The following is a 24,924-nucleotide window of genomic DNA, read 5'->3' as shown; positions in this document are numbered from 1 at the left end:
CTGGGACCGATCCGGCATCCGACTGGTCACGGCCACCGGCAACTTGCGACAATCGGGGCATGAAACCAGCTGCCCGCCAGGAATTGTTTGCGCGCTTCAAAGCGCTGAATCCGCATCCAACCACCGAGTTGTTGTACGACTCCCCGTTTGAACTTCTGATCGCCGTCATGCTGTCCGCGCAGGCCACGGACGTATCGGTAAACAAAGTCACGCGTCGATTGTTCCCGCTTGCCAACACCCCGGCCGCGCTGTTGGCATTGGGCGAGGACCGCGTTCGCGAATTGATCAGCACAATCGGGTTGTTCAACGCAAAAGCGAAAAATGTGATCGCGACCTGCCGGATTCTGCTGGAACAACATGGTGGCACCGTGCCGGCAGCGCGCGAGGCACTCGAAGCGCTCCCAGGTGTTGGCCGGAAAACGGCGAACGTGGTGCTGAACACGGCATTCGGGCAGCCCACGATGGCGGTCGACACGCACATTTTCCGGGTAGCGAACCGACTGGGGTTGGCCAAGGGCAAAACGCCGCTGGCGGTCGAACTCGGACTGCTGAAAGCCATTCCGAACGCGTATCTGCAGGACGCCCATCATTGGTTGATTCTGCACGGTCGCTACACCTGCAAAGCGCAAAAACCGAATTGCCCGGAGTGCCCGGTGCGCGATCTGTGTGCGTACAAGCCGAAGACCGTCGCGGCCGCCGACAAGCCCGCGAGAATCAAGAAAAAGTGAAGCTCTCGCGAACATCGGCTGGTCGAAATGCTGGAACTGGCGGCAATCGGCACACGATTTGTTGTCGCAGCGCAATATGACCACTTGTTTGTAAGAAATTTCTGGCAGTACGGTCTTATGGCTCGTAAGCAAACTGCTGCCGGCACTTCTTGCCAGCGGCATATGCTTATTCTAATTTCGAGTCTTGGATCGGCGTTGCGGGAATCCTCCTGGTCGCGCCGGTTGGGCCGAGGGCCGTAGACACGGCAGCGTTGGCGGGCGTTTCCCGCTGTCTGAAATGGATACTGGAGATTCTCATGTCGAAGAAGGTCATCAATTCTCTCTCGATCGCCGTTGGCGCCGCGCTGCTCAGCTCTGTTGCCGTGGCCAATGCTGCCAACGCATTCCAGATGAATGATCTGGGCCAGGGTTACATGATCGTGGGCGAAGGCAAGTGCGGTGAAGGCAAGTGCGGCGAAGGCAAGACCAAAGAAGGCGCTTGCGGTGAAGCTGCCAAGGCCGGCGCCGAAGGCAAGTGTGGTGAAGGCAAGTGCGGCGAAGGCAAGGCTGCCACTGAAGGCAAGTGCGGTGAAGGCAAGTGCGGCGAAGGCAAGGCCGCTGCCGAAGGCAAGTGCGGTGAAGGCAAGTGCGGCGAAGGCAAGGCCGCTGCCGAAGGTAAGTGTGGCGAAGGCAAGTGCGGTGAAGGCAAGACCAAAGAAGGCGCTTGCGGCGAAGAGAAGAAGTAAGCCGGACGCGTACTGAACCATGAGTCTTGTCCTGAACAAACTTCGTGGTGCAGGACTTGGCCTGCGACGGGCTCTTTTGAGCCCGTTGCAGGACGCCGCGCCAGATGTAGCCGACTTCTTCGAGGTCGCGCCCGAAAACTGGATCGGCGTCGGCGGATCGCTTGGCAAGCGCTTTCGCGCAGTGACTGAACGCGCGCCGCTGGTCTGTCATGGGCTCTCGTTGTCGATCGGGGCTCCGAGCCCACTCGACGAAACATTCATTGCCCGCCTGAAGCGCTTTTTTGAGCAGCATCAAGTGGTGCTCTATTCCGAACACTTGAGCTACTGCGGTGACGACGGGCATCTGTATGACCTGATGCCGATTCCGTTTACCGAAGCAGCCGTGCGTTATGTATCCGACCGAATCCAACGTGTGCAGGACCTGCTTGGTCGACGCATCGCGATGGAGAACATTTCCTACTACGCGCCGCTTGGCGCCGAGATGTCCGAGCTCGATTTCATAACGGCTGTGCTGACGCGCGCCGATTGCGATCTGCTGCTCGACGTCAACAACATCTACGTCAATAGCGTCAATCATCGCTATGACGCGTCCGCGTTTCTTCGCGCGCTGCCCGCTTCGCGTGTCGCTTACTTCCATGTCGCCGGCCACTACAACGAGGCACCGGACTTGATCGTTGATACGCATGGTTCGCCGGTCGTCGACCCGGTCTGGGCTTTGCTGGATGAGGCATACGCGGTGTTCGGGCCAGCGCCGACGCTGCTGGAACGCGACTTCAACATCCCGCCAATAGCGGAGTTGGCAGCCGAACTGAACCAGATCCGCGCGGCCCAGGCGCGGCACCCCGTCATCGCGGATCGCGCGATCCGCCAGGCGAGCTGAGCGCACAATGACTGAAGCATTTCAGGCATTGCAGGTACAGTTTGCCCAGCATCTGCGCGATCCCGAAGCTAACCCGGCTCCGGCTGGCATCGAAGATCGGCGCCTGCAGATTTACCGTGATCTGTTCTTCAACAGCATCGAGGGCTTGCTCGGGTCGCAGTTTCCGGTCATCAAGCGCCTGAAAGGCGACGCCTGGAAACCGCTGGTCCGACGCTTCTATGCAGAGCATTGTTCGCACACGCCGTTGTTCCCGGAGATTGCCCGCGAATTCATTCGATATCTGGAAGACCGCCATGATCGGGGCGAGTCCGACTGGCCATTCCTGATTGAGCTCGCGCATTACGAATGGGTCGAGCTCGCGGTGATGATCGACGAAACGGATCTCGACACCATCGTCGCCGATCAGGACGGCGATGTGGTTTTGTCGGCACCAGTGTTTTCGCCCGTGGCCTGGCTGCTGAACTATCGGTTTCCGGTTCAGGCGATTCGCGAGGATTTCTTGCCGACTGAAGCGCCCGAGCAACCAACATTCCTGTGCGTCTCCCGTACCCGCGGTGGGCAGGTTCAGTTCACCGAACTGAATGCGCTGTCGTTCAAGTTGCTCGAATTGGTGAAAGACAATCCAGGTGTGCCCGGTCTTGAGCTGATCCAAGCGTTGCTGGAAGCCCTCGGGCTGGATGGCAACGCTGAGCTGCTGCAATCCGCGCAGGACATGTTGCGCAAGTTCCGAAGCAAAGAGATCCTGCTCGGAACCATGCGCGACGAGGACTGAGCACGCGTCGCGTCCGACGTGGTTGATTCGGCTACCAAGGGCGTGAACCAGTCCATTCGTGGATGTTCGGACCCACAATCGGTCCGCCGTGCAGCCGGCCGCAGCGAACGCCGCGGTTGGGGCGCAGCGCCCAAGATTGACAAGACATTCGGAAAGCCGGTTGGTTGAACCCCTCACCCAGCCAGAATTCAGGGGCGGCAGGCAGCTGACGGCCCGATGCAGCTTCATTGATTTAAGATTGACGGGTGCGTGGCCGGCGACTGAGCGCAGGCTGGGCTGGCTGATCGCATTCAGCACGCACCCGTTGCCAACTTCGGGAGACCAACATGCTGTCACTGTATCGATTGACCAATCTTTGGGATGCCTTGATCGCAAGGCTGCGTGCCGTGGGCGAAGTTCTGCCCCGGCTGATCATGCGCATTGTCATGGGCTGGGAGTTCTTCGAAGCCGGTCGCGAAAAGCTCTACGGCGAGAACTGGTTCGGCGCCATCCAGGATCAGTTTCCGTTTCCGTTCAGTCGGATTCCAGCCGATATCAGTTGGGAAATTGCGACTTGGTTCGAGTTGATCGGCGCGTTTTGTTTGTGGTTCGGCTTGTTCACCCGCTTCTTTGCGTTTCAACTCCTGTTCCTGACCTTTGTCGCCACCGCGGCCGTGCACTGGCCTGACATGTGGTCCATGTGGGGCGATCTGTTGAAGGGCTATTCGATCAGCGATAACGGTCACGGCAATTTCAAGTTGCCGCTGTTGTTTATCGTGATGCTGCTACCGTTGATTTTCAACGGCCCAGGCAAGTTGAGCGTCGATCACCTACTCAGCAAGTTCTTCAAGACCGCCGACTATCCGCAGCCCATCAATGACGGCTATGCCTGGGGCGTTGGCGCGTTGGTGCTCGGCATTCCGTTCCTGATGCTACTGCCAATGTTCGGGGCAGCCTTGGTGGCTGTCGGTATTGGCCTGATGCTCGGCGAGCGATTCCTGCGCGGCTGATGGCGCGAGCGCCGCTCTGGTGAGAGCGGCAGTTGTGGGAGCGCCGCTCTTGTGGGAGCGCCTTCAGCCGCGAATGGATCTCGCGGCAAGATTGTTCGGGCCTGAAGGCCCTCCTACAAAAAGCGACCGACCCAACCGCAAGTAAGGTATGGAACGAGGTTTTTGTAGGAGCGGCTTCAGCCGCGAACCAATCTCGCGGCAAGCTTGCTTCGGGCCTGAAGGCCCTCATACAAAAAGCGACGGACCCAACCGCAAGTAAGGTATGGAACGAGGTTTTTGTGGGAGCGGCTTCAGCCGCGAATGGATCTCGCGGCAAGATTGTTCGGGCCCGAAGGCCCTCCTACAAAAAGCGATGGACCCAACCGCAAGTAAGGTATGGAACGAGGTTTTTGTGGGAGCGGCTTCAGCCGCGAACCAATCTCGCGGCAATGTTGTTCGGGCCTGAAGGCCCTCCTACAAAAAACGACGGACCCCAACGCAAGTAAGGTATAGAACGAGGTTTTTGTGGGAGCGGATTCAGCCGCGAATGGATCTCGCAGCGAGATTGTTCGGGCCTGAAGGCCCTCCTACAAAAAGCGACGGACCCAACCGCAAGTAGGGTATGGAACGAGGTTTTTGTAGGAGCGGCTTCAGCCGCGAACCAATCTCGCGGCAATATTGTTCGGGCCTGAAGGCCCCTCCTACAAACGGCCGCGTCGCGCCGAAACGATTCGACGCTACCACGTGCCATCTCGGTCCATTTGCAACTCAAAGAACCGTGCGGACCTCAAACAACTCCGGGAAGAATGTGAGCTCCAATGCCTTTCGGAGAAACGCCACGCCCGATGAACCGCCGGTGCCACGCCGATAGCCGATGATTCGTTCCACGGTCTTCATGTGCCGGAATCGCCATTGCTGGAACGTCACTTCGACATCAACCAGTTGCTCGCACAGATGGTATTCCTCCCAGTGCGCCTCGGTGTCCCGGTAAATGTTGACGAACACTGGCAACAACCCATCATGCCTTTGATACGGCTGCGACACATCGCGGTTTAGAATCTCGGCCGGCACCGCATGGCCCCGTCGCGCCAGGTAATGCAGAAACTCATCGTAGAGACTTCGCGCTTCTAACACATCGCGCAGCTCCGCCTGCGCACCCGGCTTATAGCCAAATACGCGCAGCATGTCGGCGTTTTTGTTACCCAGCATGAATTCGATCATGCGGTACTGCAGCGACTGAAAGCCGGATGCCGGCCCGAGTACATGACGGAACTGCAGGTACTCACTCGGCGTCAACGTTTCGAGCACCGACCATTGTTCGAGCAATTGCTTCTGCACGTGCTTGACGCGCGCCAGCACTTTCAGCGTGACATCAACCCGATCCTCACGCAGATTGCTGAGCGCAGCCTTCATCTCGTGAATGATCAACTTCATCCAGAGCTCAGAAACCTGATGCTGAACAATGAACAGCATTTCGTCATGATGCGGCGGACTCGACAGAGGTGCCTGCGCGGACAGCAACTGATCCAGCGCCAAATAGCCATCATAGGTCGTTCGATCTTGAAGTTCGGTTTCGATACCAGCTTCAAGATCGCGTTTGTTTGGGTCAGCCATAGCCACACCAGCACACCAGGAGAAGACCGGTAGTATGCCTTGGATCGCTGCGAACTTCCCCAGGCGGCGTTTGAATCGCGTGACTCTAGTGACGGCCTCCCGCGGACAGTCGTGCCGGCAAAGCTTATGCCCGGCTCTTCGACGGCTCGTCAGAGGCCCCCCTGGGGCCGCAACACATGAATGCCGGAAGCGTTCGTCGCCACCCCTGCATCCAGTTCTGCGCAATTCTGCGTCACCGCTCTCGATGCGGGTCCAAGCCGGAACTCGGTTCGAATTCTCGTCTACGACTGATCGTTCAGAGCACGAAATCTCGAGTTACGAGGGGTACACTCATATATTCTTCGGGCGACGCGGCTCGACGTTGAGTCCGGCGCATTCGCCTGAACGAACATTCTCAAACTTGGGCTCACTCGCCGCATGAAAACAACGAACCGAGCATCTGGAATTCGTCCACTCAAAGACGCAGCTTCCGCCACACGAGCCTTGGGACAGTCCCTTGCCCGGTTCGGGACAAGATTGGGTGCGTTGCTGATCCTGGCGCTCACCTCACTCGGTGTCTCCGCGGAATTGATTTTCAAGTCGGGGTTCGAGCCCTTGGGCACGCTCCACTTTGCCGATCCGATGCCCGCACGCGATACCGTGCTGCCCGCCTTGTCACAGCCGACCGTCGGCGCACGCTTGAGTGAGGGCACACTACCCGCCGCCGGGTGGCGACTGATCGTCGATGGCGTCGACCGAACCAGCGCTGCAACCGCCAGCGAGACCGGGATCGAGTGGACGCCTGCATCGGCACTCACGGAGGCCGCACATACCGCAGAAGTCCGATATGGCTCCGAAATGTTGGCTTGGTCGTTCGTTTTGCGAACCCCACCGCACGTCGCCGACCTGCACCCTCAGGGTGATGTCCAGGATGGCACGACACCTCCGGTCATCCGTGGGGCGTTCGGCGACATCGGTTCCGGCATCGACGTCGCACGGACACGCATCCTGCTCGATGGCGCCGATGTGACCTCGCTGGCCGAGGTAACTCCCAGTGCATTCACCTACCAACCTGCATCAGCGCCTTCGGATGGCCAACATCAGGTAACCCTGGAAGTCTACGATCTCGCCGGCAACGAACATCGAGAGGGCTGGGCGTTCCTGTTCGGACCCAGACCGATTTTTGTCTTTGAGTCGCCTGCGTCTTTGATCCTTGCTCCAGACAGCGTGCCGGAGATTCGTCTGCGCGCGTCGATTTCACGCGGCGCCATTGCGCCAGAGGCCATCCGACTGTACCTGGACGCCGTCGATATCACCGGTTCCTCGTCGATCGAGCCTGATGGGCCGAGCGCGTTGCTGGTGCGTCATGTGTTTGCATCGGCACCGGCGCCCGGTCACTATCGTCTCCATGCGACGCTTGAGACCGCGAACGGAATCCGCATGACAGCCGTCCACGGATTCACGATCGACAGGGTTCGCGAGTACCGTCTCGAGCGCGTGTCGCCAAACCCAAGTGCGTCGATCATTGAACCACGTGCGTTTGTCGAAGTTCTTGCGGGTTCGACCGAGGGGCATCCCACCGAAGTCCGGATTGCTGGCCTGCCGCCCACGTCGGTACGAACGGAACATGACGTTCGCATTTACGGGCGGGAAGTTCCGCTGGTCGCCGGAACGAACACGATCGCGGCCATGGCCACGTTCCCTGACAGCGTGACGCGGACACTCGACATTCCGATCGTTTTCGGACCCGCAGCTTCATTGACGATCGACGCGCCTGCCGACTGGTCGATTCTCGGGCCCGCACAAAGTGTCGGCGCGCCGGCGGCTGGTGGTGCTCTTGACCTGACTGGTCACGTTGCCCGTGCCGTGGTCGTTTCGGGGCGCGCCACATCACCGGTCGTGTCGGTCCTGGTCAATCAGCAAGCTGCACAGTTGGACCCGGATGGTCTTGGCTACACGTTTCCGAATTTTTTTCTGCATGAAGGCACGAACCTGCTGAGCGCAGTCGCGACCGATGCCTTCGATCGCACGAGCACAGCGCAGATCACGGTCTATGTCGACCAGACCGCACCATTGATCACGGTCGAAACACCGGTACCAGAAGCGATCACTTCGGGACAGGACATTGATGTTCGCGGCATCGTGAACGATGCAGTCGAAGGTCGCGCCGGCGCACCCCAACCGACAGTCCGCATCGACAACATGACGCTCGGCGCGGGGGTTGACGCCACCGTATCGAACCTCGGATTCCTCGGGACGAACGTACCACTTGCCATTGGCCGCAACGTAGTGAGGGTGCGCGCTCAGGATGCCGTCGGCAACGTTCGCGAACAATCGATCGACGTGATCCGGACTGCTGTCGGTGCAAACCGGATCGTTGCTGTCTCAGGCGATGGGCAATCGGGCGCGGCGCGAAGCGAACTTCCGCGATCGTTCGACGTGCAGGCACTCGATGCCGAAGGCGCGCCGATTGCCGGCCACCCGATTCAAGTTGATGTCCTTCGCGGCAGCGGCGCAATCCGCAGCAGCGCACAAGCGGATCGACCGGACGGCGTCACGCCGGCCCGCAACCTGACGCTGGTCACGAACGAAGACGGCCTGGCGCGCGTCTGGTTGACGCTGGGTCATGACACGCGTCCCGCAAGCGATGCTGTTCGTTTCAGGGGTGACGCCATGGCCGAGGATGTGGTCTTCACGGCCACGGCGTTGACGGGCCCAGCGGTCTCGCTCGGCCTGTACGGAACCGCCGGCACGCAATTCGTGGCAACCAACAGCACGCCGGTCGAGGCACTGATGGCCCAGGCGATCGACGCGCACGGCAACCCAGTCAGCGAGGCCCTCGTGACATTTCGAGTTGGCCAAGGCGATGCCAAGTTCGACGCACGTTCGGCACCTCAGGGGATCCTTCGCGACAATGGCCAAGCCATCGACATCCGCACCGATCGCCTGGGCGTGGCTACGGTTCGCCCGTCGACCGGCATGACCGCGGGTGCCATCCGGATCGACGCGACGCTAGCGGACCTGCCAACGGCCAGCGCGACATTCCAACTGGCGTCCCTGGCGCGCAAGAGTGGACCGACGTCCCTCGGCGGCGTTGTCATGGATCATGACGGCACGCCCATTGCCGGCGTGCGGCTGTCGATTGATCGCACACCGCTGAGCCTGTTGACCGGGGCAGACGGCACATTCCAGTTTCCGGAGCAGGTACCTCCCGGCAAGATCGATCTGTTCGTGGACGGTCGACTCGTGCAGTTCCTGCGCGATGGCATCGCCCATGAGTATCCGGCGCTGCATTTCGAGATGCCGATTGTGCAGGGCCAGCAGAATCAGTTGCCGCATCCGATCTATCTGCCGGCCGTGTCGATCGGTCGCGCCACCGTGGTCGGCGGGAATCAGGATGTCGACGTGACCATGCCGGGATTCGAAGGATTCTCGATGCGTGTGCGCGCCAACAGTGTGACGTTCCCGGATGGCACGCGACAGGGGCCCATCGTCGTCAACGCAGTGAACGCCGATCGTCTGCCGATGGTGCCGCTCGGCACGGCCGGGCAATTCGCCGGAATCGGCTGGACAATTCAACCCACGAATACGCGCTTCGATCCGCCGATCGAGGTGCGCATTCCGAACACCGAAGGCTTGGCGCCGGGTCGCACGCTCCCGATCTTCCAGTGGGACCATGACCTGGCCGTGTTCGTGCCGATGGGCCATGGCACCGTTAACGAGGACGGCACGCAGATCGTGAGTGACCCGGGATCGGGTATTTCGAAAGCGGGCTGGGGCGGTGGTGGTCCGCCACCACCGCCGCCGAACGACGGTGACAACCAATGTCCGGTGCGGTGCCCGAGCGGCATCGATGGACGGGCCACGGCGGCGGCCATCACGATCAGCGCGAATGGCAATACGACCGACCAGTTCCTGCCACAACCGGCGGCGGGCGGCACCACGAGCGTCGCATTCACGTCGTCGGTAACGGGCACCTGCCCGACGCAAACCATCACCTGGACGATGGGCGATGGCACGACGCTCACCGGCGCTTCGGTCACGCACAACTACTCCGGACCCGGCGACTTCAACGTGAACGCTACGCTGACTTGCGGCGCGTGTTGCGCCGGCGCATCCGACACGATCCGGGTCGCGGTCATCGAGGTGAAGTACGCTCGATCGACCGCGTGTGACGGCTTCGACGGTAAGCCTTCGCCCCCCTGGCTGCTGGTAGCAACTGGCCGCACGAACACGGCGGATGCCACGATTGACCCATCGACTGCGGCCACAGACGTCGACTTCAAGAGCCTCAACACTGGCTTTGCGACCGTGTCCCCGGCGACGGCCAGCGCGTCGCCGCAGGTTGTTACGGTCACGGGTGTTGCCAAGGGCGATACTGAAATCGAGTCGAAGAATGGCACGAGCAGCACGTTCGGCTCCTTCAAGGTGGCGGTCAAGGACCGCATTACGAAGCGCGTGACCATCCATGCCATCACCGAAGAGAACGATGACGTACAAACCATTCCCGTTGGCAGGGGAATCCCGAACCAGTTGTGTCTGCGCGGCGGGACGAACCTGACCGTGGACGGCACGGTCACCGGCGACGATGTTCTGGTCCCGGGTGTTCCCGGGCCACCCCCGACCGCAGCGACCGTGCACACGGGACCGGATGGAATCTGCAACTCGACGGGCAGTGGCGATGACGTCCAGGTGCTGCCGGTTGGCAATGGTCAACCGAGCGGTAGCTGCGTCGGCGTCGGAGCAAACGGCTTTCGCGATACCGTGGTGCTTGCGTTGCTGGGTGACGATGTCGCGAGCGGTTCGTCCACCGGTGTCGATTCAGGGCCGAACGGCAAATGCGAGACGGCCGCTAACACGACGAATCTGGTGCCGACACAGGTTCCGAATGCAGCGACCCTGCAGAATCACCTGAACAACGACTATTGGGGCAAACAGACCAATGTCCACTTCACCGTGTCGGCGCGTAGCCAGAACGTGAACTTCGATCTGGACCGAAATGGCAAACTGGCCGATCCCTACCTGGTCTCCGCAACCTGGGTGGAAGTGGATGCGCTGAGGGCGGCGGCGCAGGATACAAGCGCCGATTACAACGTCTACTTCGTGAGGAACTACGAATATCCGGTAGCACTTGCCGAACGGCCTCGCGGAGAATCGTGGATCGGCGACAGCAAGACCGCATCCGTCTATGTCATCACGTCCCACGAGTTGGGCCACCTTCTCGGCAATCTGCCCGATACACTCACCGACAACCGCGACCTCATGAACAAGTGGATCGATGGACTGTCCGGGTGCCGTATTCCGCAGACGGAATGGAACCAAGCCAATCCCTAGGAGACCGAACATGCCACGATCGAATCAAACTGGATTCCGGTGTCTCGACATTCTGCTCGGTGTCGGTGTTGCCATTGCCATGGCATCGAGTTCTGCTGCTTTTGCCGCGGCACCGCCAGCAAACGCAGCACTGGAGGCGGCCGAAGCGGACGCAAGACGCGGCGATCTGGTGGCCCTGCGCACTTCGTCGCGGGGCATCGAGCAGACGCTGATCGAATCCCTGCGCCGACAACTGCCCGAAGCGCTCGGCGACACCTACGACCCGTCGCGGCATCGATATCTCCAGAAGTCCCTCGCCGCACTCGGCGACGCGCAAAGCCGATCCGCCATCATCAATGACTTCGCGGGATCAAACCGATACAAATCGCTCAACGCATTTGAGGACGCTGCCGAGATCGGCGGCAACGACATGATCCGGGCTGCGATCGAGCAGCTCGACAATCCGATGCCCGGCGGCCGGCCGATTGGGGCCGATGGCCGCATGGATTCCGATGTTGCCATCGCCGCGCCGAGATTCCTTGCCGTCATTCTTCTGTCGCGTCTGGTGACCGATCCGACGGCACCTCGTTTGGACATGCAGTGGATCACATACGACGAGGCGCACGTCGAACGCTGGAAGGCCTGGTGGGCCGAGCATGGCGCGGCTTATCGCTGACCAGCTGCCATCACTGGCCAGCAATTCTACTCTGGCGACGACACGCAGCCGAGTGGCGAGCGGCGAGCAACTAGGTCTTCCTTTGCAATTGAGATGAGCCTGCGAACGCTGGACTGGCGACAAACTACGAGGATTGCGCCCATTACTCGGGCGGCACCAAGAATTGGTGTGTGTCCAATCGATTTGCGATTGCATTGTTAGCCACCAGCGCGAAGAGCGCGAATGATGCGCTTGTCGCGTTCGAACCGTCGCGAGAATAACCTGTCAACGACAAACGCTACTCCCACCTTATCGCGAACGTCATCAGATGCGGGAACCAGGACCACGTAGCAATCGCGAACGACAGCGTCGACGAAGTATGCGTGCTGCACGTTTGCGAATTGGACATTGCCCTGTTCCCACGTTCCACGGAGAACTTCAACGACATCAGCTCGGTATCGATACCAAAAGCGTTGTGGAATGCAAAGCTCGTCGGGTGCACATACACCCGGGAAGTAGTCGGTAGCCTCGACCTTCGTTGTTCGGACACGCAGAACTATAGCGCCGGACGGTGCCACATAGGTTTCTGAACTTGGCACGCTTCGATTGGCTGTCGAGGCACAGGCCGCCCTGAGTCCGGCACATGTCCGGACTCAGGGCCCAGAATCAAGCACTTGCGTGCTTGATTCTGGGCGGGCCATCCATGGCCCGCGTCGCCTCTGAACTTGTTCAAAGGCTCCTTAGCTTGGAAGTCCATCCTTCACAGGACCGATCCAACGATCTGTCAGGCAACCACGCCGTCGGAATCACACGGGATCACGGAAACAATCTCACCTGATTTGGCTGAGAACGACCCTGACAGGTCCATGACGGAATCAAGCTCGACGCGGCACGAGCCTCTGTCGGAGCAAGGCGAGATCTCCAAACTGGACAGGATGTTTCGCGAATTAAACGCGTCCATCTGGACATCATGAAGTCCGCTGAATCGAAAGGACACCAGAGCGTGATGCCGCAATACCAAGTAGCCGTTTGCATCGACTTGGTTTGTGATCCGCCATGTGTGTAGCGTCAACTTGATCGAATCCACATCCGCGTCGTACGCGACAACATTCGCGTCGTGGAATGATGGCCAAGACCCGAAGAAGTCGACGACCGCCTCATAATTTTGAATCTGCGTGGGAACGTTCACGGGTTTAGCCGCCTAATGTTGACCTCAGACCACGGTCCGTCAGGGCTGTCGCACTTGCAGCGAATGGTTGGCTGTTTCTGCTCACTCTCGTGATTGAAGCACGCGCTTCCGAAGCAATCGCTCTGAACGCATGACAAACAGCACAAAGACCTTCTTACCGTCATAGCGATAGAAGACCCTGCAGGAGGCGCAATGATCTGGCGGTCGCGGGAGCGCTTTATCTCTTGAGGCCGACTGTCGCTCTCTGGGTGAGCCCTGAGTTGCTCAACATCCGCGAACACCCGTTTCACCAACTCGGCAGCGGCCATCGGGTTCTCGATGCCGATGTAGTCGGCAATGGCGTCCAGGTCGTGGAGCGCTGGCTCGTTCCAGACTACTTGAGCCATCGTGCCATTCGAGCCTTGGCCCGTTCATGGGTCACCACCCTGCCCTCGGCAATGGCCATTTCACCCCTGGCGATACCTTCAAGGACGATCGTACGCTGCTGCAGACGCGCAAAGCTCTCAACATCAACGAGATACGCGCTGGGCACGCCATGCTGGGTAATCAAAATCGGCTCCTTATCCCGCTCCAGATCGGACAGGTGCTCGGTGGCTTGGCGCTTGAGGGTCGTAACGAGTTCAGTACGCATGTAGTGAGACTAAAGTGTCACTGCAGGCGCTGCAATCCTTCGTCCAACGGCGCAAGCGCCTGGACTACGCTGCAGCGTTCCGCGAACGGTTGTGTCGGCCAAGCTAGCACACGGCTGTCCGCTGGATGCCTATCCGTTGGAGCGCAGGTGCGCATCTAGTTGCCCGACAGAACCCGCCGGACTGATTTGGCGGTCCTGAGAATTTGTGCGTGTCCGGTTCTTGCCGTGTCCGGTTCTTTCGTAGGTTGGCCGCCACAACCCAGCCGACTGATCGAACGGTGCCTAGACTTGGTGCATGTCCTGTTTTGCTGGCTGTCCTGATTTGCTGGCTTTCGCCGCATGTGACAAAAGGTAATATCTTCCATCCTACGGAGCCTTTCTGCGCATTTTGCCTGTTCGAATTCCGCGTGAGATGTCGAGCTGGCTCGAGATTTTTGATTCGCCGCCGGCCAAGTTCGAAGCATCCACGCAGACAGGCGGTCGCACTCATGGATCAAAACACCGTTCGAAACAGAAACTCGACACGGATGCTCCGCCTTGGCAGGGTGTTCTGCGTACTGTTTGGCTTCCTGCTGCCCGGGCTTGTCTTTGCAGATCTGATTTTCAGTTCCAGTTTCGAACCGCTGGACGCTCTGTTTCTGGCGGTGCCGTCGCCGGAACGGGATGCATTGCTGCCGGCAGACGCGCGGCCACCGATCGGGGCGCAACTCAGTAGCGGGTCTTTGCCGGCTTCCGGTTGGCGCCTGTTTGTCGACGGCATCGAACGTACGGAGGAATCGACGGTGAGCGCCAGTGGCATTGTCTGGTCGCCACCAACGGTGCTCAGCGAAGCGACCCACCAGGCTGAGGTCCGTCATGGCAGCAATACTTTGACTTGGTCGTTCACGCTGCGCAGCCCGCCGCAAGTCGTTGACCTGCAGCCGCAGGGAGATGTGCCCGACGGGCCGAGCGCACCGACGCTGAGCGGCCGTTTCAGTGACCTTGGTGCCGGTGTCGATCCAAGTCGAACTCGCCTGCTGCTCGATGGCGTCGATGTCACCGCGCAAGCGCAGCTCACCGCCTTCTCATTCACCTTGCAGCCGCCGGCGATATTGCCTGACGGGCAGCGCGAGGCAACATTGGAAGTCTACGATCTGGCTGGCAATGTCACGCGCGCCGGGTGGGCATTTCTGATTGGGCCACGACCGCAACTCGTGTTCGAGTCGCCCGCTGCGACCGTGTTGCCCTTCGGCAGTCGCCCGGAGATCGTGCTGCGGGCATCGGTTAGCCGTGGATCATTGGCAGCGCAGGACATCCAGGTCTTCTTGGAATCTGAAGACATCACTGCGCGGTTCACCGTTGAGCAAGCCGGCCCCGGCGATGTGCTGCTGCGCTATACCTTTGCCGAAGCACCTGCGCAGGGCTTTTACCAACTGCGAGCTTACGCGCGCTCGGGCAACGGCGTCCGCGAGCTGGCCTTGACCGGTTTCACGATTGACCAGGAGCGCTTGTATCGACTCGAGCGTGTCAGCCCGGCTGCGGGCGCCGTGCAGATCGAACCGCTGGCCTTGGTCGAGGTTCTGGTTGCGTCGACGCCCAGCCCCGGACATCCGCTAAAGGTTCGCTTGAACGGGTTGCCGCCAATATCAGTGCGTGAAGAGCAGGGCCTGCGCATTTACGGTCGGTCGTTCGCCTTAGTACCTGGCCCAAACACGATCACGGCTGAGGCGCAGTTCGCGAGCGGCGAGTCGCGCACGCTGGAAATTCCGGTGACTTACCAGCCGGTTGCCGAAGTGGTGATCGACACGCCTCTGGACTGGTCGATCCTTGGGCCGGCCTCGAGCCCGAATACGCCCGTAGCCGGCGGTGCGCTCGATCTGACCGGGCAGGTGGCCCGACCGGTAATCGTGAGCGGTCGCACGTCGTCCGCGGTGAGCTCGGTGCAGATCAATCAGCAGGCCGCACAGCTGTCGCCCGATGGGCGCAGCTTCACGTTTCCGAACTTCTTCCTGCATGAAGGCACCAATCTGCTGAATGCGCAAGCCATGGATGCCCACGGTCGGGCCAGTGGCACCCAGATCACGGTTTATGTCGATCAGACGGCACCGGTGCTGACAGTCGAATCGCCAGCACCGTCTGCAATCACATCGCTGCAGCGAATCGATGTGCGCGGCATCGTCAACGACGCGGTCGAAGGACGCGCCGGCGCCGCTCAGATGAGCGTGCGGGTCGACAATCTGAGTCTGGCTTCCGGTGTTGAGGCAAGCGTCGCCAACCAAGGCTTCCTGGCCGCAGAGGTACCTCTGGTTGTGGGTCGCAATCTCTTGAAGGCGAGTGCTCGCGACGCGCTCGGCAATCTGCGTGAGCAGGAACTCGTGGTGGTACGCACCGCCGTAGGAGCGCGTCGGATCGTTGCGGTTTCCGGAGATCGTCAAAGTGCACCAGCCGGCACCGAATTGCCGCGCGCTTTGGAGATTCAAGCGCTCAATGCCGAAGGCGAGCCCTTGCCCGACCACCCGCTGCAGATCGATCTGCTGCGCGGCAGCGGTTCGCTGCGCGCGGGTCCGCAGCCGAATCGTCCCGATGGCTTGAACCCGGCACGCAATCTCAGCTTGCTGACGGATGCTGAGGGCCTGGCGCGGGTCTGGTGGACGTTGGGCGAGGATGCTCGCCCCGGCAGCGATGTACTGCGCGTGCGTGGTGACGGTATGGCCGAAGACGTGGTGTTTGTGGCTAGTGCAGAAGCCGGAGCACCAACGCGTCTCGGCTTGTATGGAACCGCCGGCATGCAATTCGTCGGCACCGACAGTCGCCCCGTCGAAGCCTTGATGGCGCAGGCACTGGATGCTCACGGCAATCCGATTGCCGACACGACGGTCACTTTCCAGGTGACCGATGGCGATGCCCGTTTCGATGCACGCTCGGCAACGTCGGGAAGCATCAGCGAGCAGGGTCGAGCAATTGCCGTGCAGACCGATCGCCATGGCGTGGCAACGGTTCGACCGCAAACGGGCGCGAGTCCAGGCTTGATCCAGATTCGGGCAAGCGTGCCCGACACGGACATTGCAACAAGCACGTTCCAGCTCATGTCATTACAGCGGTCGAATGGACCTACCGGCCTCGGCGGCACAGTCATGGACCACGATGGCACTCCGATTGCTGGCGTTCGCCTGTCGATCGACCGAACACCGTTGAGCGTATTGAGTGCCGCCGATGGCAGCTTCCGGTTCGCCGATCAGGTGCCGCCGGGCAAGATCGATCTGTTCGTCGATGGCCGTCTGGTCCAGTTCAGCCGCGGCGGTGTCGCGCACGAGTATCCGGCGCTGCATTTCGAGATGCCGATCGTGCAAGGCCAGCAGAATCAGTTGCCGCATCCGATCTATCTGCCGCCGGTGTCGATCGGCCGTGCGGTAACGGTCGGCGGCAACCAGGACGTCGTGCTGACCATGCCAGGATTCGAAGGCTTCTCGATGCGCGTGCGCGCCAACAGCGTGACCTTTCCGGATGGTAGCCGCGAGGGCCCGCTGGTCGTAAATGCCGTCCATGCCGACCGTCTGCCCATGGTGCCCTTGGGCACTGCCGGCCAGTTCGCCGGCATCGGCTGGACCATCCAGCCGACCAATACCCGCTTCGATCCGCCGATCGAGGTTCATATCCCGAATACCGAAGGGCTGGCGCCAGGCCGAACGCTGCCGATTTTCCAGTGGGATCACGATCTGGCCACGTTTGTGCCCATGGGCCATGGCACGGTGAGCGAAGATGCGACGCAGATCATCAGCGACCCAGGTTCAGGAATCTCGAAAGCCGGCTGGGGTGGCGGTGGTCCGCCGCCGCCGCTACCGAATGATGGTGACAACCAATGCCCGGTGCGCTGTCCTTCCGGATTCGGAGAGGGGACGGAACCAGCGGCGATCGAGATTCGCGCCAATGGCGAAACCGCAGATCTCTTCCTGCCCCAACCCGAAGCAGGCGGCGCGATACCAGTGGCCTTCTCGAGCACGGCCAGCGGCAACTGTCCGACCCCCATGACCACCTGGACGTTGGGAACTGGCAAGACAGCAGAAGGCCCAGTGGCGAACGAGTCCTATACCGGTCCGCAATCCTACACTGTGAGGGCCACGCTCACCTGCGGCTCCTGTTGTGCTGGCGCCTCGGACACGATCGAGGTGGCGCTGGTCGAAGTGAAGTACTCGCAACAACGTCCGTGCGAAGGCTTCGATGATGTGCCGAAGCCGCCTTGGCTGTTCGTTCCGCTCGGCAGTACGAACAAGACCGATGCGGCGATTGACCCGACGGAAGTCGCCACCGATGTCGAGTTCAGAAGCGCCAATACCGGCTTCGCCACGGTCAGTCCTGACACTGCAGCAGCATCGCCACAGGAGCTCACCGTCACTGGCGTTGCGGTGGGCGACACCGAGATCGAATCCATGAAGGGGCTGAGCGGCAACTTCGGAAGCTTCAAAGTGATGGTGAAGGACAGAATCGACAAGCACGTCAGTCTCCATGTGATCACCGAAGAGAACGACGACACCCAGCCCATTCCCGTCAATCGCGGGGTACCCAACCAACTTTGCCTGCGCGGTGGCAACAATAGGCGTATCGACGCTCAAGTCCCAAACACTGATGTGTTGTTCCCGGGCTCGGACGGTCCGCCTGCCATTCCTGAGACGGTGTACAGCGGCGGCGACGGCATCTGCGATACGCCGCGAATTGGCGACGACGACCCGGTGATCCCACAACATCAGGGTTTGCCTCACAGCGCCTGCGTGGGTGCAGGTCCGAATGGATTCCGTGACACGGCGAATGCGGCCGGTGATGATGTTGCCGGTGCAACGGCAATCGACTCTGGCCCGAATGGCGTGTGCCAAACCGTCGCGAACAACATCAACCTTGTGCCCACCGATGCCCCCAACCAAAGTTCGCTGCAGCAGTACTTGAATTCCGACATCTGGGGAAAGCAGGCGAATGTGCATTTCACCCTGAGCATGAATAGTAGAACCGTGAACTTCGATCTGGATCGTGACGGCGCTCTGGATGACCCTCCGACCCCCGGCAACAGTTTCGCCGAAGTTGATGCACTGCGGGCGTCCGCTTACGATGCAAGCGCCGACTACAACATCTACTACATCATGAAATACGGGCGCCCAGTGGCACTGACAAAGTTCGAGCGCAAGGAAGCCTGGATCGGAGACGACAAGGAATCCAACGTCAACCTCATCACCGCTCACGAACTGGGTCACTTACTCGCAGACCTTCCGGATACAACAGCCGACACCAAAGACCTGATGCACGCGGGCATCGACTTTGAAAAAGGCTGCAAGCTGACGTATAGCGAGTGGGGTCTGGTGCATTGATTGGGCGGGTCGGCAACAGGGCCGACCTGCCGCGCGGCGCAATCCGTCGGCACCGGCCGCTTTCGCCTGGACCAACGCTGACACAGTCCTTTGCATCGAAGTCTGAGCAAGCGCGGCGGGCTCTGGCGGGAATCATCAAATCGCGCGGTATCCGAGGCTGAACCTCGTCACGGGGCCATCGCGGACATACGCCGACCAGAAGGCCATCGCGGACACACACCGACCAGAGGCGCAAAGGCGGACACGCGCCAACGCACTGGGCGTCATGGCTTGATCTAGTGCGTGTCCCGTTTCTTGATCTTATCTCTGGCAACGAAACGCAGCCGAGTGGCGAGCGGCGAGCAGCTGAGTCATTCTTTGCAATTGAGTTGAGTCTGCGAACGCTTTGCTGGCGACAAACTACAAGGATTGCGCCCATTGCTCGGGCGGCACCGAGACAAACCACGGACACGCAACAACGACCTTGGCTTCGCAGCTTGTTCAAGTGCGTGTCCGCATTTTGCTTTCCTTCGGTGCTCAAGCGCAAAGGAGTCGGCGGTGGCGAGCTACTAGTATGTCGATATGAACCCTAAGCTGTTGCCGGTGATGCTGGAGGATCAGCTGGCACCTAGGGAGCCTCTGAACAAGTTCAGAGGCGACGCAGGCCATGGATGGCCTGCCCAGAATCAAGCGCGCAAGTGCTTGATTCTGGAGCACCGAGTCCGGACATGTGCCGGACTCGGTGTGGGTCTGAAAGTCCAGGATGGACTTGTTCAGACCCTCCCTAGTTCGTTTTCCCATACGATGCACCATCTGGTTGATGCACAGGATTTGCGAGGATTCGACTTGCACGATCGGAACGACCTGACCGGAACGACCGCGCATTCGCCGTCGATGCTGTTCAAGGCAGTGCTGCTAGTTTACTCCCAGGGACTCGTGAGCTCGTTCGCTATTGAACCGGCGTGCCGCGACAACGCTCTGTTCTTCGCGATCACCGACGACGCCAAGCTAGACTAATGGCGAACTCGCACCAATGCACTGGGATTCGCAGTTTGATCTAGTACGTGTCCGCTTTTCGTGGCCGGAAATTGATGTGTGTCCATTCGATCCATGCATCGCAGCCGACTCAGGAATGTCAACGGCGAGACACGGGATGCTTTCGCACAACAGTGAGTTCGTATTAGGCGGTCCGACCAAACATTGCCGAGAGATGGAGTCAATCGGGCAGAATCCGTAGGCTGATAGCCTGCTTGCCCCGAGAGGTGTTGGTAACCGTTGCTGCGACGCGTGTACCGTGCGAGAGTTGAGCATAGATATCCGGCGGAATTGGGGGCTCGCGAAAGTAGATGTCCTCGGTGCCGCCATCAATGGTGATGAATCCGAATCGGGGACGACCTAGCGGGCTGAGCAACCTCTTGATGCGACCAGTCAACTCCGCTGCGCTGCTTTGCAGGGCCAAGCCGCTGTCGCTTGCGGGCTCGCTGAGCTTCTGCAGTGCTGGATGCCCCGGAGCCACCGCCAGGGCGCGTCGGATGACCTCCGCTGCCTCGGCTACAGCCCCGGTTCTGCGTAAGGTGTCAACAAGGATTGGGGCGACGATGGCGAGGCCCTGTGCGCTGCTTGCGGCAAGATCTAACTCGAGGCCAAGTTTAAGTTGCTCTATTGCGGCACTCAATACGCCGCGCGTCACTAGTGCTTTGCCGAATGCAGTCCTCGCCTTTGCCAGATGTCGGCTATCTCGAAGCCGCTCGCCGATTTCGATGCTCTGGCGGAAGGCGGCGTCCGATTCCGCGATCGATCCCAGTCTCTGCAACACTCCGCCTAGGCTATTGAGGACCATCGCCTGACCGCGCTCGTCGCGCTGCGTCGTCAGTAGTTCGTGGCTCCTCCTGAGCGCATCGGCCGCCTCGTGAAACTTGCCCTGACGCTGCAATACCCCGCCCAGGCTGTTAAGGGCCATCGCTAAGTGACGCCGGTCGTCGAGGTGCTCACCAATGGCCACACTGCGGCGAAACGCATCGGCCGCGTCGCCGAACTTGCCCTGACGCTGCAATACCCCGCCCAGGCTGTTAAGGGCCATCGCGAGGCTTCGCTCGTCCTTCAGTAGCTCCGAGATGGTCATGCTGCGGCGGAACGCATCGGCCGCGTCGTCGAACTTGCCCTGACGCTGCAACACCCCGCCCAGGCTGTTGAGGACCATCGCGAGGCCTCGCTCGTCCTTCAGTTGCTCCGAGATGGTCATGCTGCGGCGGAACGCATCGGCCGCGTCGTCGAACTTGCCCTGACGCTGCAATACCCCGCCCAGGCTGTTGAGGACCATCGCGAGGCTTAGCTCGTCCTTCAGTTGCTCCGAGATGGTCATGCTGCGGCGGAACGCATCGGCCGCGTCGTCGAACTTGCCCTGCCGCTGCAAAACCCCGCCCAGGCTGTTGAGGACCATCACGAGGCCTCGCTCGTCCTTCAGTTGCTCCGAGATGGTCATGCTCCGGCGGAACGCATCGGCCGCGTCGTCGAACTTGCCCTGACGCTGCAATACCCCGCCCAGGCTGTTGAGGACCATAGCTAAGTGACGCCGGTCGTCGAGGTGCTCACCAATGGCCACACTGCGGCGGAACGCATCGGCCGCGTCGTCGAACTTGCCCTGACGCTGCAATACCCCGCCCAGGCTGTTAAGGGCCATCGCGAGGCTTCGCTCGTCCTTCAGTTGCTCCGAGATGGTCATGCTGCGGCGGAACGCATCGGCCGCGTCGTCGAACTTGCCCTGACGCTGCAACACCCCGCCCAGGCTGTTGAGGACCATCGCGAGGCCTCGCTCGTCCTTCAGTTGCTCCGAGATGGTCATGCTGCGGCGGAACGCATCGGCCGCGTCGTCGAACTTGCCCTGACGCTGCAACGCCCCGCCCAGGCTGTTGAGGACCATCGCGAGGCCTCGCTCGTCCTTCAGTTGCTCCGAGATGGTCATGCTGCGGCGGAACGCATCGGCCGCGTCGTCGAACTTGCCCTGCCGCTGCAACACCCCGCCCAGGCTGTTGAGGACCATCGCGAGGCCTCGCTCGTCCTTCAGCTGCTCCGAGATGGTCATGCTGCGGCGGAACGCATCGGCCGCGTCGTCGAACTTGCCCTGCCGCTGCAACACCCCGCCCAGGCTATTGAGGACCATTCCACGCCCTCGCTCATTGCCGATCCGATCCTCCAGTTCGGCGCTCTGCTTCAGCGCGTCGGCCGCCTCGTCGAACTTGCCCTGCCGCTGCAACACCCCGCCCAGGCTATTGAGGACCATTCCACGCCCTCGCTCATTGCCGATCCGATCCTCCAGTTCGGCGCTCTGCTTCAGCGCGTCGGCCGCCTCGTCGAACTTGCCCTGCCGCTGCAACACCCCGCCCAGACTGTTGAGGACCATGGCCTGACCGCGTTCGTCGCCCTGCGCCTTCAGTAGCTCGTGGCTCCTCCTGAACGCATCGGCCGCGTCGTCGAACTTGCCCTGTCGCTGCAACACTCCAGCCAAACTGTTAAGCGCCATCGCTTCGAGGCGCGGGGCGAGCGACTGCGCCACGACCTCGTCCATGACTGGCCTAAGGGCTGCCTCGGCACCGTGGAAGTCACCTCTCAATTGAAGGAACTTTGCCTGCTGGATCCGCAGTTGGATGACCGAATCACTGCTTTCACTGGCTTGGGTGATCTCAAGCGCGTCCGTGATTAGTTGTACGGCCTCGAGCCAGTAGCCGCCGCGCACCAAGAGCGGCTGCAACCGAATCAGGAACCGTTGGCTTGCTCCCTTGCGCTTGACAATCCATTGCGCTGCCAGGAGCGCATCGTCCATATCTTCCTCAGGAAAACGCGAAACGGCCAACCAGTCCCAGGGATCGAGCGCCTCAATCAACTCGGCAAAGTGGCAGGCATGGCGCTCCACGGCGTCATCATGCAACCCACGCTCTACTGCCAGTTCACGGGCGAAGTCGCGTAACAAAGGATGAAGGACGAACCTTTCGGACGTGCTCTGAGGACGATTGAGAAGGGATAGCCGATGCAAGTAGCCCAACCGCTCGGAGACTCGTGACGCGTTTCCCCCGGCAACGGCGCCGGCGGTGGTCGGCGAGAAACCGTCCGCAGCGCAAGAACCCAGGCAGGCAAAGAAATCGATCTCCTCGGTGCGTAGCAGCCGCAAGCTTGCGGTGAACGACACGCGGACGTCGAGGTGTTGGTCGCCGCGAATTTTCAGATTCGACAACCGCTCCCGTTCGACCTCCAGCATTTCGGCGAGGCTCTCGAGCGTGCGCCAGGGCTCGATCTGCAGCGTCGCGCACACAATCTGGAGCGCGAGCGGCATGGCCCCGACAACACCTACGAGGCGGAGCGCTGCACTGGACTCAGCGTCAACGCGTGGACCCACCAAACGACGCAACAATGCAACGGCCTCGTCGACCGGTAGAGGCGGCACATCGATGCGGGCTTCCACCGGAACGTCGAGCGCCACCGGCAAGCCACGATCACGCGTTGTGACGATGACAGCGCAGCGTCCTCCGGGGACGAGCCGTCGCACAGCGGCATCCTCGGCGTTGTCGAAGATGAGAAGCATTGCCCGGTCAGCGAAGATCGATTGCATGATCGCCGCAGCGTCGCGATCATCCTCCCGGTCAATCTGCTCCCCGACGGTGCGCGCGAACTCTCGTGCGACGGCATCCACATGCTTGCCGTCCACGCGTAGACCGACGACGCCGTCCGGAAAGCGGGCACGATGGACGTCCGCAAAGCGAACAGCGAGCGCGCTCTTGCCGATACCTCCGGATCCGCTCAAGCCCGCGATAGTGCAGATCTTCCCGGTGGCGTTGCCGAGAAGCGTCTGCTCGAGAGCCCGAAGCTCTTCTTGTCTACCCGTAAAGCTCACCTGGCCCAACTGCGGTACGACGAAGGGCGAGGCAACCCGCGCGGGCTCGAGGCTGTACCTCAGAAAGGCAACCAGGAATCGGTAAGATGCCTCAATGGCGTACTCACGAAATCGGTCGTCTTTGTCAGAGTCAGCGTGATCTTGCACGCCCTTCACTACAAGGCAGTGCTCTACTGATTCGATTTCGGCCACAGCTGCAACCGCGGATCCTTCCATGTCCACCCCGAGCGTCTTTCGCACGAAACGGTGTAAAGTCGGGAATAGCTCGGCGTCTTCTACGACGCGGCTGCCGGTCGCCATTGGCGCAACACGTGAGACAGGCTCCGCACGCGCTGCAGGGGGCCCGTCAGGAAATCGGTCTCGATCTGCCTGAACGCGAGCCCTGCCTGCTTCAGTGAGGCGAAGCGCTACGTCCAATGTAACGAGCTTGCGCTTTTCAAGGCGTTCGACAACTTTGGTCCAGTCTGGACACCGCTCTTTACGATCCGCAAGATCCCGAGGGTGCGCACGAAGTTGACGAGCATGGGCATCCAGTGCCAATAGGAGCCAGGATTCCTGCGCATCATAGTCCTGGGGTCGAGCCGACCGGATCGTTCCCGCCCACTTAGCGTTCGGGAAATCCTCGGCCTTCTGCCGCCAACGTGCGTCAATGTTGTAGGTACGTATATCCTGAAACACTTCCTCCTTGCGCGCACCGCCTTCTTGAAACGCGTGCAACTTACCGGCGTCATACCGAAACAAGCGCTCAGCCACGACAACATCGCCGAGCTTTAGCTCCTTGCGCCACCCTGCGCAAACTCCCGCCATCGCAACGCAGCGCGGTCGCAGTTCCGTTACTAGCCTTGTACATACGTTCGAGGCAAATTCCGGGCCCATGTCCACTGCACGCGCGAGCGCCCAATGGAGTCCGCCGTGATCGCGACGGAAATGGACGGTAAAACCGCTTGAATCAGCGCTCTCTTCCCAGTCCGATTCAACGCGCAACAGTACGTCGCGCTCGTCCTTCACCGCAGTCAGCAGCAGTACATCTATGCGCTCCCTTCTCGGGAGATCGCAGCGAGCCGGTGGAATCGTCATGGCGGTGGCACCCTCAAGCCTTCGGTCCTAGCCCGCCAGCTGCCGCATGCTTCAAGCAGGTTCGAATAATTCTAGATGTCTGCACACACGGTGCGCAAGGTCGTTCATGGGCGATCTTTCCTCACCGCGGGGCGCCGTCTGGTCGACGAGATGACGCCCAAGGAGTTGTCATCAAATTGCGGACACGCGCCAAAGC

General features: G+C 60.7%; 14 protein-coding genes. 9 read left to right on the top strand and 5 right to left on the bottom strand.

Features of this window, described 5'->3' with window-relative positions; all coding sequences use genetic code 11:
• Window positions 1–59: 59 nt before the first annotated feature.
• From nth to C7S18_RS00185, 5 genes are all read left to right on the top strand, one after another.
• Window positions 60–728: an endonuclease III gene (gene nth, locus C7S18_RS00205; RefSeq protein WP_106889637.1), complete on the top strand. Its 669-nt coding sequence runs from the start codon at window positions 60–62 to the stop codon at window positions 726–728.
• Window positions 729–1,024: 296 nt separating this feature from the next.
• Entirely contained in the window at window positions 1,025–1,453 is a 429-nt protein-coding gene (locus tag C7S18_RS00200) for an HvfA family oxazolone/thioamide-modified RiPP metallophore (RefSeq protein WP_106889636.1), read from the top strand.
• Window positions 1,454–1,472: 19 nt separating this feature from the next.
• The gene (locus C7S18_RS00195) at window positions 1,473–2,333 is read left to right on the top strand and encodes an HvfB family MNIO-type RiPP peptide maturase (RefSeq protein ID WP_106889635.1); all 861 of its coding nucleotides are present in this window, start codon (window positions 1,473–1,475) and stop codon (window positions 2,331–2,333) included.
• A gap of 7 nt (window positions 2,334–2,340) precedes the next feature.
• On the top strand, window positions 2,341–3,105 hold the full coding sequence (locus C7S18_RS00190; protein ID WP_106889634.1) for an HvfC family RiPP maturation protein: 765 nt from the start codon (window positions 2,341–2,343) through the stop codon (window positions 3,103–3,105).
• Window positions 3,106–3,431: 326 nt separating this feature from the next.
• On the top strand, window positions 3,432–4,094 hold the full coding sequence (locus C7S18_RS00185) for an HvfX family Cu-binding RiPP maturation protein (protein WP_106889633.1): 663 nt from the start codon (window positions 3,432–3,434) through the stop codon (window positions 4,092–4,094).
• Window positions 4,095–4,841: 747 nt separating this feature from the next.
• Here C7S18_RS00185 and C7S18_RS00180 read toward each other — a convergent pair.
• Complete coding sequence (locus C7S18_RS00180; RefSeq protein WP_106889632.1) at window positions 4,842–5,687, bottom strand: tryptophan 2,3-dioxygenase; 846 nt, start codon at window positions 5,685–5,687, stop codon at window positions 4,842–4,844.
• 516 nt (window positions 5,688–6,203) lie between these two features.
• Here C7S18_RS00180 and C7S18_RS24110 point away from each other — a divergent pair.
• Window positions 6,204–11,000 carry a PKD domain-containing protein gene (locus C7S18_RS24110; RefSeq protein ID WP_206207951.1) on the top strand — a complete coding sequence of 1,599 codons (4,797 nt, stop codon included), beginning with the start codon at window positions 6,204–6,206 and terminating at the stop codon, window positions 10,998–11,000.
• A gap of 10 nt (window positions 11,001–11,010) precedes the next feature.
• Window positions 11,011–11,655 (top strand): hypothetical protein, encoded by a 645-nt coding sequence (locus C7S18_RS00170; RefSeq protein WP_106889631.1) that lies wholly within the window; start codon window positions 11,011–11,013, stop codon window positions 11,653–11,655.
• A gap of 763 nt (window positions 11,656–12,418) precedes the next feature.
• Here the strand turns inward: C7S18_RS00170 and C7S18_RS25230 are convergent.
• Genes C7S18_RS25230 through C7S18_RS00155 form a run of 3 tightly spaced genes read right to left on the bottom strand, consistent with a single transcriptional unit; the run spans window position 12,419 to window position 13,454 of the window.
• Window positions 12,419–12,823 carry an Imm50 family immunity protein gene (locus C7S18_RS25230; RefSeq protein ID WP_106889630.1) on the bottom strand — a complete coding sequence of 135 codons (405 nt, stop codon included), beginning with the start codon at window positions 12,821–12,823 and terminating at the stop codon, window positions 12,419–12,421.
• Window positions 12,820–13,209: a type II toxin-antitoxin system RelE/ParE family toxin gene (locus tag C7S18_RS00160; RefSeq protein ID WP_240623954.1), complete on the bottom strand. Its 390-nt coding sequence runs from the start codon at window positions 13,207–13,209 to the stop codon at window positions 12,820–12,822. The genes C7S18_RS25230 and C7S18_RS00160 overlap by 4 nt, the downstream gene beginning before the upstream one ends.
• A complete protein-coding gene (locus C7S18_RS00155; protein ID WP_106889629.1) occupies window positions 13,197–13,454 on the bottom strand; it encodes a type II toxin-antitoxin system Phd/YefM family antitoxin in 258 nt (85 codons plus the stop codon). The genes C7S18_RS00160 and C7S18_RS00155 overlap by 13 nt, the downstream gene beginning before the upstream one ends.
• A 527-nt stretch (window positions 13,455–13,981) precedes the next feature.
• Here C7S18_RS00155 and C7S18_RS00150 point away from each other — a divergent pair.
• Complete coding sequence (locus C7S18_RS00150) at window positions 13,982–18,787, top strand: Ig-like domain-containing protein (protein WP_170113019.1); 4,806 nt, start codon at window positions 13,982–13,984, stop codon at window positions 18,785–18,787.
• A 723-nt stretch (window positions 18,788–19,510) separates the two neighbouring features.
• Window positions 19,511–19,783 (top strand): transposase, encoded by a 273-nt coding sequence (locus C7S18_RS00145; RefSeq protein WP_146151685.1) that lies wholly within the window; start codon window positions 19,511–19,513, stop codon window positions 19,781–19,783.
• A gap of 199 nt (window positions 19,784–19,982) precedes the next feature.
• Here the strand turns inward: C7S18_RS00145 and C7S18_RS00140 are convergent, their stop codons facing one another.
• On the bottom strand, window positions 19,983–24,728 hold the full coding sequence (locus tag C7S18_RS00140) for a tetratricopeptide repeat protein (protein WP_106889626.1): 4,746 nt from the start codon (window positions 24,726–24,728) through the stop codon (window positions 19,983–19,985).
• Between the last annotated feature and the right edge of the window lie 196 nt (window positions 24,729–24,924).

The organism is Ahniella affigens (assembly GCF_003015185.1).
Taxonomy (GTDB): domain Bacteria; phylum Pseudomonadota; class Gammaproteobacteria; order Xanthomonadales; family Ahniellaceae; genus Ahniella; species Ahniella affigens.
The sequence above is the reverse complement of the archived record's forward strand: the minus strand, read 5'-3'. Positions and strand labels throughout refer to the sequence as shown.

Coding starts and splice junctions, on each gene's coding strand:
- C7S18_RS00200 (WP_106889636.1), top strand. CDS start 1,025: ATGTCGAAGAAGGTCATCAATTCTCTCTCGATCGCCGTTGGCGCCGCG.
- C7S18_RS00160 (WP_240623954.1), bottom strand. CDS start 13,209: ATGGCTCAAGTAGTCTGGAACGAGCCAGCGCTCCACGACCTGGACGCC.
- C7S18_RS00185 (WP_106889633.1), top strand. CDS start 3,432: ATGCTGTCACTGTATCGATTGACCAATCTTTGGGATGCCTTGATCGCA.
- C7S18_RS00180 (WP_106889632.1), bottom strand. CDS start 5,687: ATGGCTGACCCAAACAAACGCGATCTTGAAGCTGGTATCGAAACCGAA.
- C7S18_RS00190 (WP_106889634.1), top strand. CDS start 2,341: ATGACTGAAGCATTTCAGGCATTGCAGGTACAGTTTGCCCAGCATCTG.
- nth (WP_106889637.1), top strand. CDS start 60: ATGAAACCAGCTGCCCGCCAGGAATTGTTTGCGCGCTTCAAAGCGCTG.
- C7S18_RS00195 (WP_106889635.1), top strand. CDS start 1,473: ATGAGTCTTGTCCTGAACAAACTTCGTGGTGCAGGACTTGGCCTGCGA.
- C7S18_RS00155 (WP_106889629.1), bottom strand. CDS start 13,454: ATGCGTACTGAACTCGTTACGACCCTCAAGCGCCAAGCCACCGAGCAC.
- C7S18_RS00140 (WP_106889626.1), bottom strand. CDS start 24,728: ATGACGATTCCACCGGCTCGCTGCGATCTCCCGAGAAGGGAGCGCATA.
- C7S18_RS00150 (WP_170113019.1), top strand. CDS start 13,982: ATGCTCCGCCTTGGCAGGGTGTTCTGCGTACTGTTTGGCTTCCTGCTG.
- C7S18_RS00170 (WP_106889631.1), top strand. CDS start 11,011: ATGCCACGATCGAATCAAACTGGATTCCGGTGTCTCGACATTCTGCTC.